Genomic DNA, 15,175 nt, shown 5'->3' on the forward strand with positions numbered 1-15,175 from the left:
AGAATCACGGTGGTGGATCCACAGTGGACAGGGCAGCCGGTGCTTTCGGGCCGCGGGCTGGTGAAGCGGTACGGCACGCAGTACGCGCTGGCCGGGATCGACATCGACATCCAGGCGGGTGACGCGGTCGCCATCGTCGGGCCATCCGGTTCGGGCAAGACCTCCCTGCTGCACGTGCTCGCCGGCATCCTCCGCGCCGACTCCGGGCAGATCTTCCTTGCCGGGCAGCGGGTCGACCAGCTCAACGAGCGCAAGCGCAGCGAACTGCGGCGCACCGAGTTCGGCTTCGTGTTCCAGTCCGGGATGCTCGTCGCGGAACTGAGCGCCGAGGAGAACGTCGCGCTGCCGTCGCTCCTGGGTGGCAAGGGCCGCAAGGAATCCATCGAGGCCGGCCGCGAGTGGCTGGCGAAGCTCGGCCTCGAGGGCAAGGAGAAGCGCCGCCCCGGTGAGCTTTCCGGCGGTGAGGCGCAGCGCGTCGCGATCGCACGGGCGCTGACGCACCGGCCGAAGGTGATCTTCGCCGACGAGCCGACCGGCGCGCTCGACACCCGCACCGGCCGCGCCACCATGGACGCGCTGCTCGCCGCGGCCGCCGACAGCGGTGCCGCGGTGATCGTGGTGACCCACGACCGCGAGCTCGCGGAAGCCATGCCGCGCACCGTCTCCATCCGGGACGGCTTGATCGCGACGAGGCTGGCCGCCTGATGAACAGCTTCCAGCTGGCCATGCGGGTGCTCCGGGTCGACCGCCGGACCCGCACGTCGGCCATCCTCACCGCGGTCGGGGTCGCCGTCGCGACCAGTCTGGTGCTTCTGCTGGCCTCCCTCCCCGGCGCCACGCAGGCCCGCTCCCAGCGGGCGATCTGGCAGGACACCGTCAGCTACTACTCCCAGTCCGGGGAGCCCCAGCCCACGGGGCCGCTGCTGATGGCGGCGAACAAGGACTACTCGGGCGACCGCGAGATCATCCGCGTCGACATCGCCCAAACCGGCACTTCGCCGATGCTCAGCCTGCCTCCGGGCATCCCGCGGCTGCCCGCACCCGGCGAGTCGATCGTCTCCCCCGCCCTCGGGAAACTGATCCAGTCGACGCCGCAGCCGCAGCTCGGGGACCGGTTCGGCAAACTCGTCGACGCGCTCGGACCCGAAGCGCTGATGTATCCGGAGCAGCTGGTCGCCGTCGTCGGCCACACTCCCGAGTCCATGCCGCAGACGGCGATGGCCGCGGACGGCTTCCCGAACAAGGAAGCGCAGCCCGATCCGATGCTCGAACTGCTCGCCTGGGTCGGGGTGATCGTCCTGCTCGTGCCGAGCCTGGTGCTCGTCGCGTCGTCGGCGAGGCTCACCGCCGCCCGGCGGGAGCTGCGGATGGCGGCGCTCCGGCTGGCCGGGGCGACTCCCGGCCAGGTGACGAAGATCGTCGCCGCCGAGACGGCGTTGTCCGCCGTGGTCGGCGCGCTGCTCGGCATCCTCGTGGCACCGGCGCTCCAAGGTCTCTCGACGTTCGTCCCGTGGGGCGGCGGAACCTGGCTCGCGTCGGACTTCAGCCTGTCGGTCGGCTCGACCATCGCGGTCGCCGTGGTGATCCCGCTGCTGGTCGTCTTCGCCGGCGTCCTCGGTATCCGCCGAGTGCTGAAGACACCGCTGTTCGCGGCTTCGGCACACGCTCGCAAGCCGCTGCACTGGTGGCGGTTGCTCGCGGTCCCCGTGGCCGGTGCCTTCTTCCTGTTCGCGATCAGCCAGGACAACGCCAGCTTGCCGATGGTGATGCTCGGACTGTTCCTGCTGGTCGGGTCGGCGGCGATCATCGGACCGTGGGTCACCTCGGCGGTCGGCGGAACGTTCGTCCGAATCTGGCGCAAACCGGCATCGCTGCTGGCCGGGCGCAGGCTCCGCGACGACCCGAAGAGCGCCTACCGCGCCACCGCGGGTGTCGTGCTGGCCGTCTTCACCGGCTCGATGGCGCTCACCCTGCTGCCTTCGTTCGAATCGATGGCGGGCGGCGGCCGGACCTTCAAGGACAACGTCCTCTACGCCCAATCCGACGCGACCCAGGCGCGGCAGATCGCCGATCAGGCCAACGCGTCCCTCGCCCGCTACGGCATCACCGAGAAGGCCGTCTCGGTCGGACAGGTCTATCTGTCCACCGGTGAGCCGGGCACCCGCTCCCAGCGTATGAGCCGGGCCTTCGTGATGACCTGCGAGGACGCCACGAAACTGCTGCGGGTGAACATCGGGGGCTCCTGCCGGCCCGGTCCGGCGATCTACAGCGGGAACGGGATCAACCCGGCCGAGTACAGCGTGCTGTCGGAGTACGACAAGACCGGCCCGCCGCTGGATCCGAAGACTCCGGTGCACGTCTTCCCGCAAGGTGACGAGGACACGTCCAGCACGATCGTCATCGACCCGGCGTTGGTTCCGGCGGGCGTCACACCGGAGAACTTCGACGTGGTCGCGTCGACGACACCGGCGAACGGCGAGGTCGTGCGGACCGCGCTGGTCGGGGCGGCGGCGGGCCAGGAGGTCAGCAGCCGCGGCCTGCGCCTGATCGGTCAGCAGCAGGAGCTCGGCGACCTGCGCCGGGTCACCGTGATCGGCCTCATCGCCGCCGGCGTGCTCGCCGGGTGCAGCGCGGCCGTGGCGACCGCGGGCTCGGTGATGGACCGCCGCCGCACGTTCGGGGCGCTCATCGCGGCCGGGACACCGGTCCGGGTGCTGGCGAGGGCGCTGCGGATGGAAGCGGCCCTGCCCGCGATGGTGGCCACCATCGGCGCGGGGGTGGTCGGGATCGGGGTCGGCATGGGGCTCTACAGCATGGTCGAGAAGGAAGCGGTCGTGCTGAGCCCGTGGCTGCTGGCGCCCGTGGTGCTGGGAATCGGGGTGGCGTTGCTCGGGGCATCCGTCTCGACCCCGGCGCTCAAGCGGGTGCAATCGGAGCCGCTGGCCGACGAGTGAGAAAGATTCGCCCGAATGGCGTCATGGCGCCTGGGCGGGCAGGTCTCGTGGGTGGAGTCGGTGGTGATCCACCCACGGGCCGGGTGCCTGGTCGTCTCTCTGTCGGGGGAGGGACGAACGGGCACCGGGAACGCGCAGGGGGCGTTCCGAGGCGCGGGGTGTGCAGAAGGGCCGGTCAGGACGTGGGGACGTCCTGACCGGCCCTTTCTGTGTCTCTGAGCGGGAGGCTGGGCAGTTGTTCAGATCCGTTCGAAGATCAGGTCGTGCGAGACCCGGCCTTCGACGTCGGCACGGTTCTCGAACTTCGTGATCGGCCGCCACTCCGGCCGCGGCGCCCAGCCGCCGGGCTCGTCGGCGTGCCGGTTGCGCAGGAGCGGCTCGGCCGAACAGACCTCCATCATCTGCTCGGCGTAGTTCTCCCAGTCGGTCGCCAGGTGGAAGGTGCCGCCCGGCGCGAGCCGCGAGGCGACCAGCGAGACGAACTCCGGCTGTACGATCCGCCGCTTGTGGTGCCGCTTCTTCGGCCACGGGTCCGGAAAGAACAGCCGGACCCCGGCCAGCGCGCCCGGCTCCACGTGCGAGGTCAGCAGCACGACGGCGTCCCCGTGCATCAGCCGCAGGTTCTTCACGCCGAGCTTCTCGGCGCGCAGCATCAGCTGGCCGAGCCCCGGGTCGTAGACCTCGACCGCGACGTAGTTGAGTTCCGGCGCGGCGGCGGCGAGCTGGGACGTGGTCTCGCCCATGCCCGAACCGATCTCCACCATGACCGGCGCCCGCCTGCCGAACCAGTCGTCGAAGTCCACCGGTCCTTCGGGCAGTTCGCCGACGGTGCGGCCGAGCGACGGCCAGAGTTCGTTCCAGGCTCGCTGCTGCCCGACGGTCATCCGGCCGCCGCGTTTGACATAGCTGACCACGCTGCGCATCCGTGGCTGGTCCTCGTTTTCCACCAGCCCATTAAACGCGGGGCTAACGGCCGGCTTCGAACTCCCCCAGCCGCGAGCGCAGCCCGGCGAATCCGGCGACCGGAATCGGCGACGGCGTCGTACTGGAATGGGCGGGCAGGACGTCGATCCAGCCGTCGTGGCGGCTGGTGTTCAGCACCGTGGTCGGGATCGAATGCCCGGCCGCTCCGCGTTCGGAGGGCATGAACTCCCAGTAACCGGATTCTCCGTCCGCGGCCCACGGGACGAATTCCCAGCCGGGACGCCTGCCGAGCAGACCGGCGATCCGATCTTCGATGCGGAAACCGAGTTCCCGCGATTCGAGCCTGCCTTCCACGACGGCGCGAAGCCACCATGGGGCGGGAATTTCGCCGTGCATTCCACTGGACGCGCGGTACAACGCCACGACGAGATCTTCGGGAGCGCGATGCACCCAGGCGCGGCGGATATCCGACGGCCGGGTCGCGGACGCGACCGTGCGGGGTAGTTCGATCGCCTGTGACCATTCGAGATCGAGCATGGGCTCGAGGCGGGGCTGCATACTTTCCGTGCGGGCTTGCGGGATCATGCGTTCTACTCCCTGACCGGAATCCACCGTCAAGGATCACCTCCGGGGCCGAGAGCCGAAAAATAGGCTCATCCCGAGCATCGCCCGGTCTGGAACAGTATGTCCGCTCCATGTGAGAGAAGCCACATCCTCTTAACGTGGACTTAACTCCTTTGGCCGCGGTAAAAGCTCACGCATCCCTTCGATGGGTGATCATCAGCCCGGCCGCATAGACAATCACGCAGATGCAGCCGAAATACGCCAAATAACCCCACGGCCCCAGCGGCGGTTCGAGTTTCAACATCGACACCGTGAGATCCGGCCCGGAAAACTGATTCGCCGCGAAGAACGGCATCCACTGGTAGATGTCGCCGCCGACTTTCGGAATCAGCACGACGAGTCCCTCGAGCACCTGTGTCCAGACCAGCGCGAACCCGAGCGCGAACGCGGGGCTGCGGAACAGCAGGCCGAGGCCGACGCCGAGCAGACCGGTCAGGAAGAAGGTCACACCCTGACCCGCCACCGCACGCCAGTCGGCGCCCGAAGCCAGGCCCAGGTCGGCGGCAGGTTTGATCAGGTACGCGACCGCCCACGAGCCGAAGCCGACCAGCAGCCCGATCAGCCCGGAGAACACCCCGACGACGGCGCCCTTCGCCAGCAGGGCGGGCACGCGCGAGGGCACCGCCTGGAAGGTCAGCTTCATCGTGCCCCAGTTGAACTCCGTCGCCGCCGCGAGGATGGCGAGGACCAGCACGACGGTGCGGCCGAGCGCGCTGGCGACCTGCGTCGAGGCGACGCCTGTCTGGCCTTCGAGCGGTACGAAACCGAAGAAGAGGGCGGTGTAGGCCAGCGCGACCACCACCGCGATAGCCGCGCACCACCACGGAGCGCGCGTGCTCAGCAGCTTGATCCGCTCCGCGCGGAGCACGTTCGCCGCGGTCATCGGGCCACCTCCGGTACGCCGGCGCCGTACTCGACGGCTTCGGCGGTGAGTTGCATGTACGCCTGTTCGAGCGAGCCGGTGAGCGGGTTCAGCTCGTGGAGGGTCGCGCCGGCGGCGAAGGCGAGTTCGCCGATGGTGTCACTGTCCATTTCGGACACGACGAGCGCGCCGTCCTCCTCGCGGAACTCGGCGCCCTTGTCGGTGAGCGCGGTCCGCAGTTCGGCCAGATGCGGGCTGCGGACCCGCACGCCGAGACCCTTCGCCCGGCCGACGAACTCCTCCATCGTGCCCTGGTAGATCAGCTTCCCGCGGCCGATCACGACGAGGTCCTGCGCGGTCTGCGCCATCTCCGGCAGCAGGTGGCTGGACACGAACACGGTGCGTCCCTCGGCGGCGAGCGCGTGCATCAGCTTCCTGATCCACACGATGCCCTCGGGGTCGAGCCCGTTGACCGGCTCGTCGAACAGCAGCACCCGGGGGTCGCCCAGCAACGCCGTGGCGATCCCGAGGCGCTGCGACATCCCGAGCGAGAACTGCCCGGCCCGTTTGCGGGCGACCGAGTCGAGCCCGACCAGCCGGAGTACCTCGTCGACGCGTTTGTCCGGGAGGCCGTTCGTCGCGGCGATCCACCGGAGGTGCTCGCGGGCGGTGCGGCCGGGATGCCGCCAGGTGGCGTCCATCATGCCGCCGACCGTCCGAAGTGGATCACGAAGCTCGCGGTAGGCCTTGCCGTCGATCGTCACCGTGCCCGACGTCGGGTTGTCGAGCCCGAGCATCATCCGCATGGTGGTGGACTTCCCCGCCCCGTTGGGGCCGAGGAATCCCGTCACCCGGCCCGCTTCGGCGGTGAAGGAAAGTCCGTCGACGGCGAGCTTGTCGCCGTAGCGTTTCGTGAGTCCGGTGGCCTCGATCATCAAGCGCTCCCTCCCACCCATCAACCCTCCCCACAGTGGATTCCGACATTACGCGGGAAAGGACCGGGCTGCCCCCCGATCGGCGGCCCGGTCCTTGTTCCCCTTTTTCTCCCCGTCCGGATGCCTCACTCCCCCGAGCGAGGCATCCGGCCTTCTCCCCTGTGGAAGTCCTTACGCGTCGCGCTTGTTCGCGACGACCAGCGAGATGACCAGCAGCACCAGCGCGAAACCGGCGAAGTAGGCCAGCGATCCGGCCTGGCTCAACGGTGCTTCCGCCCTGGCGGGGCCCGAACCGGTGAGGAACCTGTCGGCGACCCGGAACGGCATCCACTCGTAGATGTCCTTGCCGATCTTCGGGATGAGCTGGATCAGGTTCTCCACCGCGAGGGCGTAGATCAGCACGAGCGAAATGGCCCCCGCGCTGTGCCGGATCAAGATGCCGACGGCGATCGCGATCACCGAGGCGAGTGCGAACACCACGCCCACCCCGGCGACACTGGTCCACTCCGCGGCGGTGTTCAGTGCGAGGTCTTCCGGCCGCATGACCGAGGCGAGGCCCCAGGCGCCGAACGCGGCGACCTCGCCGACCACGAGCGACAGGATCGCGACGACGCCGGTCTTGGCCAGCAGCGCCGCGGTGCGATTCGGTACGGCCTGGAAGGTGGTCCGGATGGTGCTGAAACGGTATTCGGTGGTCACCGAAAGCGCGGCGAGCACCATGATCACGGCCATGCCGAAGCCGTAACCGAACTGGGTCAGGCTGACGTCGGTGAGTTCCCCTTCGGGGGCGGCACCGGAGACGATGGCGGCGAAACCGATCACGACCGCGAGTGCGGCCAGCGCGCACCACCAGGGTGAGCGGGTGGTGAACAGCTTGATGCGTTCCACGGCGAGCAGAGTCATGGCTTTTCTTTCCTCAGAAGGTGAGCGGCTACTGGGCGGCTGTGACCACTTCGGCTGCCTCGGCTTCGAGACCTGTGTGGTACTCGACCGAGTCGCCGGTGATCTGCATGAAGGCCTGCTCCAGGGAGCCGGTCTGCGGGCTGAGCTCGTGCAGCACGATCTGGTTGGCCGCGGCGATCTCGCCGATCTTCGCACTGTCCAAACCGGACACGACGAGCGCTCGGTCGGCGTCGGTCACCTGCGCGCTCGCCTGCGACAGCGCGGCGCGCAGCGCGGGCAGTTGCGGCGACCGCACCTTGACCGTGTTCTCGGCGGCCCGTGCCACGAAGTCCTCGGTGGAGGACTGGGAGATCAGGCGCCCCTTGCCGATCACGACCAGGTGGCTCGCGGTCAGCGCCATCTCCGAGAGGAGGTGCGAGGAAACGAACACCGTGCGGCCTTCGTCGGCCAGCCGGTGCATGAACTTGCGGATCCAGAGGATGCCCTCGGGGTCGAGGCCGTTGACGGGCTCGTCGAAGAGGAGGACCTCCGGGTCGCCCAGCAGGGCCGCCGCGATCCCCAGTCGCTGCGACATGCCGAGGGAGAACCCGCCGGCGCGCTTTCCGGCGACACTGGTGAGCCCGACGGTCTCGAGCACCTCGTCGACCCGGCTTTCCGCGATCTTGTTGGACTTCGCCATCCACCGCAGATGCGCTCGCGCCGAGCGGTTGGGGTGCACCCATTTGGCGTCCAGCAGCGCGCCGACCGTCCGCAGTGGATCTTTCAGCTCGCGGTAGAGCTTGCCCCCGATACGCACCTGGCCCGCGGTCGGATTGTCCAGGCCGAGGATCATCCGCATGGTCGTCGACTTGCCCGCCCCGTTGGGGCCGAGGAATCCGGTGACCTCCCCCGACGCTACGGAGAAGGACAGGTCGTTCACCGCCAGTGTCTTGCCGTACCGCTTGGTGAGGCCCGCTGCCTCGATCATGTCTGCTCCCCTCGGCGACTGCGAGAACAATCGTCGTCCATGTGGGTGGTCGAGCGCGTCATCCTGAGGTGCCAACCTGGTACCCGACCTGAGACGTAGCTTGCCGTCTTCCAGCGGCGTACGCGATCGGTGATACCCCTGAGAGTGACCCTGATTCGCCAGGGTTAATGAACCATGATTCAATAATGACGTGGCGAGACCCCGCAGCATCACCGACGAACGACTGCTGACCGCGGCGGAGACCGTGATCGGCATGGTCGGCCCGGGTTTCACGCTGGCCCAGGTGGCGGCGGAGGCCGGCGTCGCGGTCGGCACCGTCGCCCAGCGGTTCGGTTCGAAAAACGGTCTCCTGCTGGCGTTGAGCCGGGCGAACACGCGATCGGTCGTGGGGCGGATGCGGGACTGCGGCGAGCTGGCCGATCCGGTGGAGGCGCTGCGCGCGGCGGTCGTCGTGGTCTACGAGGGCTTGGGCGACGCGGAGACGGCGGCGAACCATCTCGGGCAGCTGGGCGTGGACATCGGAGATCCGGAGCTGCGCGCTCTGCTCGGTGAACATTTCACCGCCGTGGAAGCGGAGTTGCGACGGCTGACGCGCGTCGCGGCGCGTGACCTCCCGGGTGCGCCGGGTGTCGTCCGTGCGGCGCGGGTGTTGCTGGGGGTGGCGAACGGGGCCGCGCTGGACTGGTCGATCCGGCCGAAGGGCCGGATCACCGAACGGCTGGGGCAAGACGTGGACGCGGTGCTGACCGCGTGGAAGGGAGTGTCCTGAATGGAACAGAAGGTGGCCGTGGTCGCGGGGGCGACGCGGGGATGTGGCCGGGCGATCGCGGTGGAACTGGGCAGGCTCGGCTGGACGGTGTTCGTCACCGGCCGTACGACCCGAGAGCACCAGTCGCCGATGAAGCGTTCGGAGACGATCGAAGACACCGCGGAACTCGTGGACGCGGCGGGCGGCCGGGGAATCGCCGTCCGGACCGACTTCACCGAGGTGTCCGATGTGGACGCCTTGCGAGCGCGGATCGAGTCCGAAGTGGACGGTCGGATCGACGTACTGGTCGACGACGTCTGGGGCGGCGACCAGTACGCGGACTTCGAGGGGGCGTACTGGGATTCCAGCCTCGACGACGCGCTCACGCTGGTGCACAACGCGATCGACACGCACCTGATCGCGTTGCACCGGCTGCTCCCGCTGGTCGTGCGGCAGGAAGGCGGTCTCGTCATCGAGGTCACCGACGGCGACCACGACGAGTACGTCGGCGCGGGGATCCCGTACTTCCTCGCGAAATGCGGTATCCGCGCGATCGGCAGGGCGCTCGGCGCCGAACTGAAGAAGTACGACTGCGTCGGCATGACCGTCACGCCGGGCTTCCTGCGTTCGGAAGCCATGCTCGACCACTTCGGCGTCACCGAGGAGACGTGGCGGGACGCGGTCGGCGAGTCCGCTCCGGTCGACTTCGCCATCTCGGAGACCCCGGCGCTGCTCGGGCGGGGTGTCGCGAAGCTGGCGACCGATCCGGAGGTCGCGCGGTTCGCGGGCAAGACGCTCGCGTCGTGGACGCTGATGAACGAGTACGGACTGACCGACGTCGACGGCTCACGTCCCGACTTCGGCAAGTGGATGGCCGAAGTCCGGGACACGGGCAAGGATCCGGAGACGGCGGAGCACGCCCTGTACCGCTGAAGCCCCCGTGCTGGCCGGGAGCTACTTCTTCCCGGCCAGCACGTCCAGGTAGTGCTGGTTGAACATGACGCCGAGGACGTTGCCGAACGGGTCGACGACGGCCGCGGTCACGAAGCCCGGTCCGCGCTCGATGATCGGCTCGTACTCCTTCGCGCCCTTCGCGAGCAGCTGTGCGAAGGCGTCCTCGACGTTGTCGACGGCCCAGTTCGCGATGGCGCCACCGGGGCCGGGCCGGGCCATCGGCGGCCGGAAGTCGCCGCGGACCAGGCCGAACTCGTGCTGGTAGTCGCCGATCCGGAACTCGATGTACGCCGGCGTCCCGTCGGGACCGTTGCGGACGAAGTACGGCTCGATCCCGAAAAGATCGGAGTACCACTCGATCGCGGCGGCCATGTCGTCGGCGTAGAACGTGGTGGTGGTGAGACCTCGCAGCATTTTCTTCTCCTCAGGTAGTGGCTCTGAGGACGAGCATCCGCCGCAAAGTGCTCACCGAATGACCACTTTTCCGAACGACTTCTCAGGTGACCCCGGGACGCGCCAACCCGGTCTCGTAGGCGAGCACCACGGCCTGTACCCGGTCACGCAGATCCAGCTTCGACAGGATCCGCCCGACGTGCGTCTTCACCGTCGCCTCGGACAGGAACAGCGTCTCGGCGATCTCCAGGTTCGAGAGGCCCTTCGCGATCAGCACGAGCACCTCCCGTTCCCGTTCGGTGAGGACGTCGAGTTCGGCCGCGTCGCGCAGGGGTTTCCCGCCGCCGCCCACGAACCGGTCGAGCAGCCGCCGGGTCACCGACGGCGAGACCACGGCGTCGCCCGAAGCGACCGCCCGCAGCGCCGACACCAGGTGATCCGGCTGGGTGTCCTTCAGCAGGAACCCGCTCGCCCCGCCCTGCAACGCCGAATAGACGTACTCGTCCAGGTCGAACGTCGTCATCACGAGCACCCGCGCCGTCCCGGCCTCGACGATCCGCTTCGTCGCCTCGACCCCGTCCAGCACCGGCATCCGGACGTCCATCAGCACGACGTCGGGCCGCAGTTCCTCCGCGAGGCGGATGGCCTGCGCGCCGTCACCCGCCTCGCCGACGACATCGATGTCGGCCTGCGCGCCCAGGACCATCCGGAACCCGACGCGCATCAATTCCTGGTCGTCGACGACCACCACCCGTATCACGTCGCCAACCTAACCGGGAGCCTCGCGTGCACCTGCCACCCTCCACCGGGGGCGGGCCCGACCTCCAGCGTGCCGCCGAAGACGTTCGCCCGTTCCCTCATTCCGATCAATCCGTTCCCACCGGGGACGGTGAGTCTTCGAGGCGGCGCGGCGTGCTTCGCCGCCGCGGGCACCAGCTGTTTCGCGCGGCCGGCGCCGTCGTCGGTGACCTTGACGTCGATCACGTCCGCCTCCCGCCGCACCGCCACCTCGGCCTGCGCGCCATGGCCGGCGTGTTTCAGCGTGTTCGTCAGCGACTCCTGCACGATCCGGTACACGCCGAGGGACACCCCGGCGGGCAGCCCGGCGAGCGCGTCCGAACCGATCGCCAGCGTCACCGGCACCCCCGCCTGGCGGATCCGGTCCGCGAGGTCGGTCAGGGCGCTGGCGTCCGGCTGCGGCACGCGCGGCTCGTCGTCGCCGTCGCTGCGGAGCACGTCCAGCAGCCGCCGCAGCTCGGCGAGCGCGCCGCGGCCGGTCTCCGAAATCGTCTGCAAGGCCCGTTTCGCCATCTCGGGATTTCCGTCGACCGCGTAGGACGCGCCGTCGGCCTGCACGACCATCACGCTCACCGCGTGCGCGACGACGTCGTGCAGCTCACGGGCGATACGGCCGCGTTCTTCACCGACGGCGATCCTGGTCGCCTGGTCCCGTTCCGTCTCAAGTAGATGCAACCTGGCTTCCACCTCCTCGTGATAGGCGCGCCTCGCGCCGGCGAACTCGCCGAGCGTCCAGCACAGTGCGCTGGAGAAGAGACCGATGATCGCCAGTACCCACACGTCCTCCGGCGGGTCGGCCCACAGCTGGATCGCCGAGGTGACCAGCGTGATCACCAGGTACAGCAAACCCTGTTTGCGCCCGACGTAGACCAGCACCGAGTAGATGCTGATCATCATCGCCAGCCCGCTCGCCGCGCCGAGTTCGAGCGCGCTGTGCGGGATGCCGATCAGCAGCACCAGGTACGCCGACCACAGCGTCGCCTTCCGCCGGAAGACCAGCGGGGCGACCATCGCGACGTCCAGCGGCACCGTCACGTACCAGGGCGGCATCGGGACTTCCGGCGTCTCGACCGCGGCCACGAAGAGCAGCAGGTCGATCAGCAGGAGGACGACGGCGATGAGACTGTCCCCCGCCATGGGGTGGGCACGCATCCACAGGCTCAACCGTCGCACCTGGTAACACTATGTCGGCCGGGGCCGTCCGCGCGTCGGTCGCCGGTACCACCTTCGGTGCGACCCGAGGATGAGCGGCATGGCACGATTCCCCTCGGTGTGCTCGACGACTGGGAGGGTGGGCACCGTGACCTCAGCGACGGAGCAGGGCCGTCTCGCCGGTCCGCTGTCGATGTCGGTGGCGAACCTCTGCCACCGCCTCCAGCCCCAGGTCTCCGCGCGGACCGCGGCCGGTTTCGCCGAGGTGCTGCGGCGGTTGGGCGGCCCGCTGCAGGTCGCCGTCGCGGGCCGGATCAAATCGGGGAAGTCCACCCTGGTCAACGCCCTGATCGGACGCCGGGTCGCGCCGACCGACGTCGGCGAATGCACCCGGCTGGTGACCAGGTTCCAGTACGGCACGGTCGACCGCGTCGAGATCGTCTTCGACGACGGCCGCAAACAGGTGCTGCCCTTCTCCGCCGACGGGATGATCCCCGCCGAACTGGGCATCGACATCGACAAGGTCTCGCATATCGAGGCGTACCTCACCAACGCGGTGCTGCAGGGCATGACCGTCATCGACACCCCGGGCCTCGGTTCGCTCGACGCCGCTTCGGTGTCGCGGACCGAGGAGCTGCTGGGCGCGGCGAAGCACCGTAAGCCCGAAGACGACGAAGACGACGAAGACACAGAAGGCTCCGACGAGCTGGACGACACCTCGCGCAACGCCGTCGCGGGCGCCGAAGCCGTGCTCTACGTGGTCACCCAGGGCGTGCGCGCCGACGACCAGCAGGCGCTCGCCGCGTTCACCGCCGCGACCGCGAGCCGCGAGGCGGGTCCGGTCAACGCGATCGCCGTGCTCAACAAGGCGGACACCATCGCGCCGGAGTCGGTCGAAGGTTCCGGCGGCGACGTGTGGAAGGCCGCGACGCTCCTGTCGGAGAAGCAGGCCGCGACGCTGAAGCCCCGCGTCGCGGACGTGCTGCCGGTGATCGGGCTGATCGCGGAGTCGGCCGAGTCCGGCGGGTTCACCTCGCCCGACGCCGAAGCGCTGCGCCAGCTCGCCGAGATGGACGACGACATCCTCGAGACCATGCTGATCTCGGCGGACATCTTCACCAGCTGGGAATGCGACGTCGCGGCGGGCACCCGGCTGCGGCTGCTGGAGAAACTGGACCTGTTCGGCGTCCGGTACGCCGTCGAGGCGATCCGCAAGGACCCCGAGATCACCGCGGGCTCGCTGCGGCGGAAGCTGCTCGACGCGTCCGGGCTCGAAGCCGTCCGCCAGCGGCTGAGCATCGTCTTCGCCGCCCGCGCCGACGGCATCAAGGCGGCCGCCGCGCTGGCCTCGGTCACCGCGCTGGCCCACGCGTCCGGCGACCCGGCCGAACGGCAGCGCGTCCACGACGCGATCGAGGTCCTGCTCGCCAAGCCCGAGGCACACCAGCTGCGGCTGCTCGAAGCGCTCACGCTGGTCGCGTCCGGTGCGGTCGACATGCCCGAGGACCTGTCCGAGGAGGTCCTGCGGGTCGGCAGCAACGCCGACATCGGCGCCCAGCTCGGCAAGCCGGGCGCTCCGCGAGCCGAGCTGGCGGCCCACGCCCTGGAGCGCGCCGGTTGGTGGCGCTCCTTCGCGTCCTTCGGCGCGACGCCCGCCCAGAGCCGCGTCGCGCATGTCGTGCACCGGGCGTACTTCCTCATCTGGCAGCAGATCCGGGACTGACCTCCGCGCATTTAGTCGACCAAACGCGCGGATTGATAAACCGAGCGCTCGGTCTAATAATGGGGAGCATGGACACGATCGTCGACGAGCCCCAGTGGCTGCGCACGGCCTCCTGGTTCGGCTGCCCGCTGGCCGGGGCCGCGCTCGGCTGGTTCCTTCAGTCGATTTCGGGCTGGGTGGCGTCCCTGAGCTGGATCCCGTTCAAGGGCCCCTTCAAGCTCGTCTCGGAGATCCCCCAGCCCTGGGGCACGGTCACCGGGATCGGCGTCGGCCTCGCCGCGGGTCTGCTCTTCGCCGCGGTCTGGGCGCACGAACGGTTGATCGTCAAGGTGACGCCGACCCGCATCACGCTGACCACCAAGGGCCGCAGCCGCGCGTACGAAGCGGAGCTCGAGGCTGTCTTCCTCGACGGCAAGGAGCTCGTCCTGCTCGCCGCGGACGGCCGGGAACTGGTGCGGCAGAAGGGCGACGTCGACCGCAAAGCCGTCGCCAAGGCCTTCCTCGACCACGGCTATCCGTGGCACGACGAGCCGCCGGCGGTGAAATGAGGACGGTCGACCCGGCCAAACACGAGGCGAAACGCCGCGCCATCCTCGACGCCGCCGCGGGCTGTTTCGCGATGAAGGGCTTCGAGAAGACGACGACGGCGGAGATCTGCCGCGCCGCGGGGATCAGCACCGGCAGCCTGTTCCACTACTTCCCGAACAAGCGCGCGGTGTTCGTCGGCATCTTCGAGCAGGACGCCGACGAGACCGCTGCCCTGCTCGCGGCCGCCGAACAGATCGAGGATCCGGCGGAAGCGATTCTCCAGGTCATCACCCATGTGTCGGAACAACTTCTGCACCCTGTCATCGCCAAGCTCGTCCTCGAGGTCGCCGCGCAGTGCTCCCGTGACGCCGATCTGGCCAGGGTCATCCAAGGCAACGACCGCGCACTGCGCGACGGTCTCGTCGGCCTGGTGACCCGGGCGGTGGACGCGGGCCGCATCGATCCCGGTTTCGCTCCGAAGACGGTGGCCAGCTGGCTCGTCGCCTTGGTCGACGCGCCGCTTTCCCGCGTGATTCTGGAGCCGGATCTCGATCCGGCGGCGGAACTCGCGGTGATGAAGGAGCTCATCGCCAGATTCCTCCGTCCCGTTCTGCCGATTTCGCCCCCGCCCGGCGGGCTCGTGGCCGACACTGGTGAAATCTCCCCGGGCTGATCGGTCGGCCCGGGACACCAGTTACGGGGGTCGATTC

The 15,175-nt window shown here is 69.1% G+C and carries 16 protein-coding genes; 7 read left to right on the forward strand and 9 right to left on the reverse strand.

Going from position 1 to position 15,175, the window contains the following annotated elements; translation table 11 throughout:
- Nucleotides 1-9 precede the first annotated feature (9 nt).
- The gene (locus ACLJQ7_RS07505) at nt 10-705 is read left to right on the forward strand and encodes an ABC transporter ATP-binding protein (RefSeq protein WP_410647397.1); all 696 of its coding nucleotides are present in this window, start codon (nt 10-12) and stop codon (nt 703-705) included.
- The gene (locus tag ACLJQ7_RS07510; RefSeq protein ID WP_410647398.1) at nt 705-2,954 is read left to right on the forward strand and encodes an FtsX-like permease family protein; all 2,250 of its coding nucleotides are present in this window, start codon (nt 705-707) and stop codon (nt 2,952-2,954) included. The genes ACLJQ7_RS07505 and ACLJQ7_RS07510 overlap by 1 nt, the downstream gene beginning before the upstream one ends.
- Before the next feature lie 239 nt (nt 2,955-3,193).
- Here the strand turns inward: ACLJQ7_RS07510 and trmB are convergent, their stop codons facing one another.
- The 6 genes from trmB to ACLJQ7_RS07540 form a co-directional block, all read right to left on the reverse strand.
- Nucleotides 3,194-3,877, reverse strand: coding sequence for a tRNA (guanosine(46)-N7)-methyltransferase TrmB (trmB, locus tag ACLJQ7_RS07515; protein ID WP_410647864.1), 684 nt, complete (start codon nt 3,875-3,877; stop codon nt 3,194-3,196).
- 43 nt (nt 3,878-3,920) lie between these two features.
- On the reverse strand, nt 3,921-4,463 hold the full coding sequence (locus ACLJQ7_RS07520) for a hypothetical protein (RefSeq protein WP_410647399.1): 543 nt from the start codon (nt 4,461-4,463) through the stop codon (nt 3,921-3,923).
- A gap of 169 nt (nt 4,464-4,632) precedes the next feature.
- Entirely contained in the window at nt 4,633-5,385 is a 753-nt protein-coding gene (locus ACLJQ7_RS07525) for a hypothetical protein (protein WP_410647400.1), read from the reverse strand.
- A complete protein-coding gene (locus tag ACLJQ7_RS07530) occupies nt 5,382-6,299 on the reverse strand; it encodes an ABC transporter ATP-binding protein (RefSeq protein WP_410647401.1) in 918 nt (305 codons plus the stop codon). The genes ACLJQ7_RS07525 and ACLJQ7_RS07530 overlap by 4 nt, the downstream gene beginning before the upstream one ends.
- A 171-nt stretch (nt 6,300-6,470) precedes the next feature.
- The gene (locus ACLJQ7_RS07535) at nt 6,471-7,202 is read right to left on the reverse strand and encodes an ABC transporter permease (RefSeq protein WP_410647402.1); all 732 of its coding nucleotides are present in this window, start codon (nt 7,200-7,202) and stop codon (nt 6,471-6,473) included.
- Nucleotides 7,203-7,230: 28 nt separating this feature from the next.
- Nucleotides 7,231-8,169 (reverse strand): ABC transporter ATP-binding protein, encoded by a 939-nt coding sequence (locus tag ACLJQ7_RS07540; RefSeq protein ID WP_410647403.1) that lies wholly within the window; start codon nt 8,167-8,169, stop codon nt 7,231-7,233.
- A gap of 190 nt (nt 8,170-8,359) precedes the next feature.
- Between ACLJQ7_RS07540 and ACLJQ7_RS07545 the strand changes: the two genes are divergently transcribed.
- Together ACLJQ7_RS07545 and ACLJQ7_RS07550 are read left to right on the forward strand one after the other, a co-directional pair.
- Nucleotides 8,360-8,938, forward strand: a complete 579-nt coding sequence (locus ACLJQ7_RS07545) for a TetR/AcrR family transcriptional regulator (RefSeq protein WP_410647404.1) — start codon at nt 8,360-8,362, stop codon at nt 8,936-8,938.
- Nucleotides 8,939-9,850 (forward strand): SDR family NAD(P)-dependent oxidoreductase, encoded by a 912-nt coding sequence (locus ACLJQ7_RS07550; RefSeq protein WP_410647405.1) that lies wholly within the window; start codon nt 8,939-8,941, stop codon nt 9,848-9,850.
- 21 nt (nt 9,851-9,871) lie between these two features.
- Here the strand turns inward: ACLJQ7_RS07550 and ACLJQ7_RS07555 are convergent, their stop codons facing one another.
- The 3 genes from ACLJQ7_RS07555 to ACLJQ7_RS07565 all read right to left on the reverse strand — a co-directional run bounded on the left by ACLJQ7_RS07555 (nt 9,872) and on the right by ACLJQ7_RS07565 (nt 12,199).
- A complete protein-coding gene (locus ACLJQ7_RS07555; RefSeq protein WP_410647406.1) occupies nt 9,872-10,285 on the reverse strand; it encodes a VOC family protein in 414 nt (137 codons plus the stop codon).
- An 82-nt stretch (nt 10,286-10,367) separates the two neighbouring features.
- Entirely contained in the window at nt 10,368-11,024 is a 657-nt protein-coding gene (locus tag ACLJQ7_RS07560; protein ID WP_034314242.1) for a response regulator, read from the reverse strand.
- On the reverse strand, nt 11,021-12,199 hold the full coding sequence (locus tag ACLJQ7_RS07565; RefSeq protein WP_410647865.1) for a sensor histidine kinase: 1,179 nt from the start codon (nt 12,197-12,199) through the stop codon (nt 11,021-11,023). Before ACLJQ7_RS07565 ends, ACLJQ7_RS07560 begins: the two co-directional genes overlap by 4 nt.
- A gap of 115 nt (nt 12,200-12,314) precedes the next feature.
- On the opposite strand from ACLJQ7_RS07565, the gene ACLJQ7_RS07570 reads away from it, so the two are divergent.
- The 3 genes from ACLJQ7_RS07570 (at nt 12,315) to ACLJQ7_RS07580 (ending at nt 15,138) form a co-directional block, all read left to right on the forward strand.
- Nucleotides 12,315-13,937 carry a dynamin family protein gene (locus ACLJQ7_RS07570; protein ID WP_410647407.1) on the forward strand — a complete coding sequence of 541 codons (1,623 nt, stop codon included), beginning with the start codon at nt 12,315-12,317 and terminating at the stop codon, nt 13,935-13,937.
- Nucleotides 13,938-14,005: 68 nt separating this feature from the next.
- Entirely contained in the window at nt 14,006-14,485 is a 480-nt protein-coding gene (locus tag ACLJQ7_RS07575) for a hypothetical protein (protein WP_410647408.1), read from the forward strand.
- The gene (locus ACLJQ7_RS07580) at nt 14,482-15,138 is read left to right on the forward strand and encodes a TetR/AcrR family transcriptional regulator (protein ID WP_410647409.1); all 657 of its coding nucleotides are present in this window, start codon (nt 14,482-14,484) and stop codon (nt 15,136-15,138) included. Before ACLJQ7_RS07575 ends, ACLJQ7_RS07580 begins: the two co-directional genes overlap by 4 nt.
- The last annotated feature ends 37 nt before the right edge of the window (nt 15,139-15,175 follow it).

It is taken from the genome of Amycolatopsis sp. cmx-4-54 (genome assembly GCF_046548895.1).
Taxonomy (GTDB): Bacteria; Actinomycetota; Actinomycetes; order Mycobacteriales; family Pseudonocardiaceae; genus Amycolatopsis.

What these genes read in the sequence shown, in the direction of transcription:
- ACLJQ7_RS07510 (WP_410647398.1), top strand. Translation starts at nt 705, where the DNA reads ATGAACAGCTTCCAGCTGGCCATGCGGGTGCTCCGGGTCGACCGCCGG.
- ACLJQ7_RS07575 (WP_410647408.1), top strand. Translation starts at nt 14,006, where the DNA reads ATGGACACGATCGTCGACGAGCCCCAGTGGCTGCGCACGGCCTCCTGG.
- ACLJQ7_RS07580 (WP_410647409.1), top strand. Translation starts at nt 14,482, where the DNA reads ATGAGGACGGTCGACCCGGCCAAACACGAGGCGAAACGCCGCGCCATC.
- ACLJQ7_RS07555 (WP_410647406.1), bottom strand. Translation starts at nt 10,285, where the DNA reads ATGCTGCGAGGTCTCACCACCACCACGTTCTACGCCGACGACATGGCC.
- ACLJQ7_RS07550 (WP_410647405.1), top strand. Translation starts at nt 8,939, where the DNA reads ATGGAACAGAAGGTGGCCGTGGTCGCGGGGGCGACGCGGGGATGTGGC.
- ACLJQ7_RS07570 (WP_410647407.1), top strand. Translation starts at nt 12,315, where the DNA reads ATGGCACGATTCCCCTCGGTGTGCTCGACGACTGGGAGGGTGGGCACC.
- ACLJQ7_RS07565 (WP_410647865.1), bottom strand. Translation starts at nt 12,199, where the DNA reads ATGGCGGGGGACAGTCTCATCGCCGTCGTCCTCCTGCTGATCGACCTG.
- ACLJQ7_RS07535 (WP_410647402.1), bottom strand. Translation starts at nt 7,202, where the DNA reads ATGACTCTGCTCGCCGTGGAACGCATCAAGCTGTTCACCACCCGCTCA.
- trmB (WP_410647864.1), bottom strand. Translation starts at nt 3,877, where the DNA reads ATGCGCAGCGTGGTCAGCTATGTCAAACGCGGCGGCCGGATGACCGTC.
- ACLJQ7_RS07525 (WP_410647400.1), bottom strand. Translation starts at nt 5,385, where the DNA reads ATGACCGCGGCGAACGTGCTCCGCGCGGAGCGGATCAAGCTGCTGAGC.
- ACLJQ7_RS07520 (WP_410647399.1), bottom strand. Translation starts at nt 4,463, where the DNA reads ATGATCCCGCAAGCCCGCACGGAAAGTATGCAGCCCCGCCTCGAGCCC.
- ACLJQ7_RS07540 (WP_410647403.1), bottom strand. Translation starts at nt 8,169, where the DNA reads ATGATCGAGGCAGCGGGCCTCACCAAGCGGTACGGCAAGACACTGGCG.
- ACLJQ7_RS07530 (WP_410647401.1), bottom strand. Translation starts at nt 6,299, where the DNA reads ATGATCGAGGCCACCGGACTCACGAAACGCTACGGCGACAAGCTCGCC.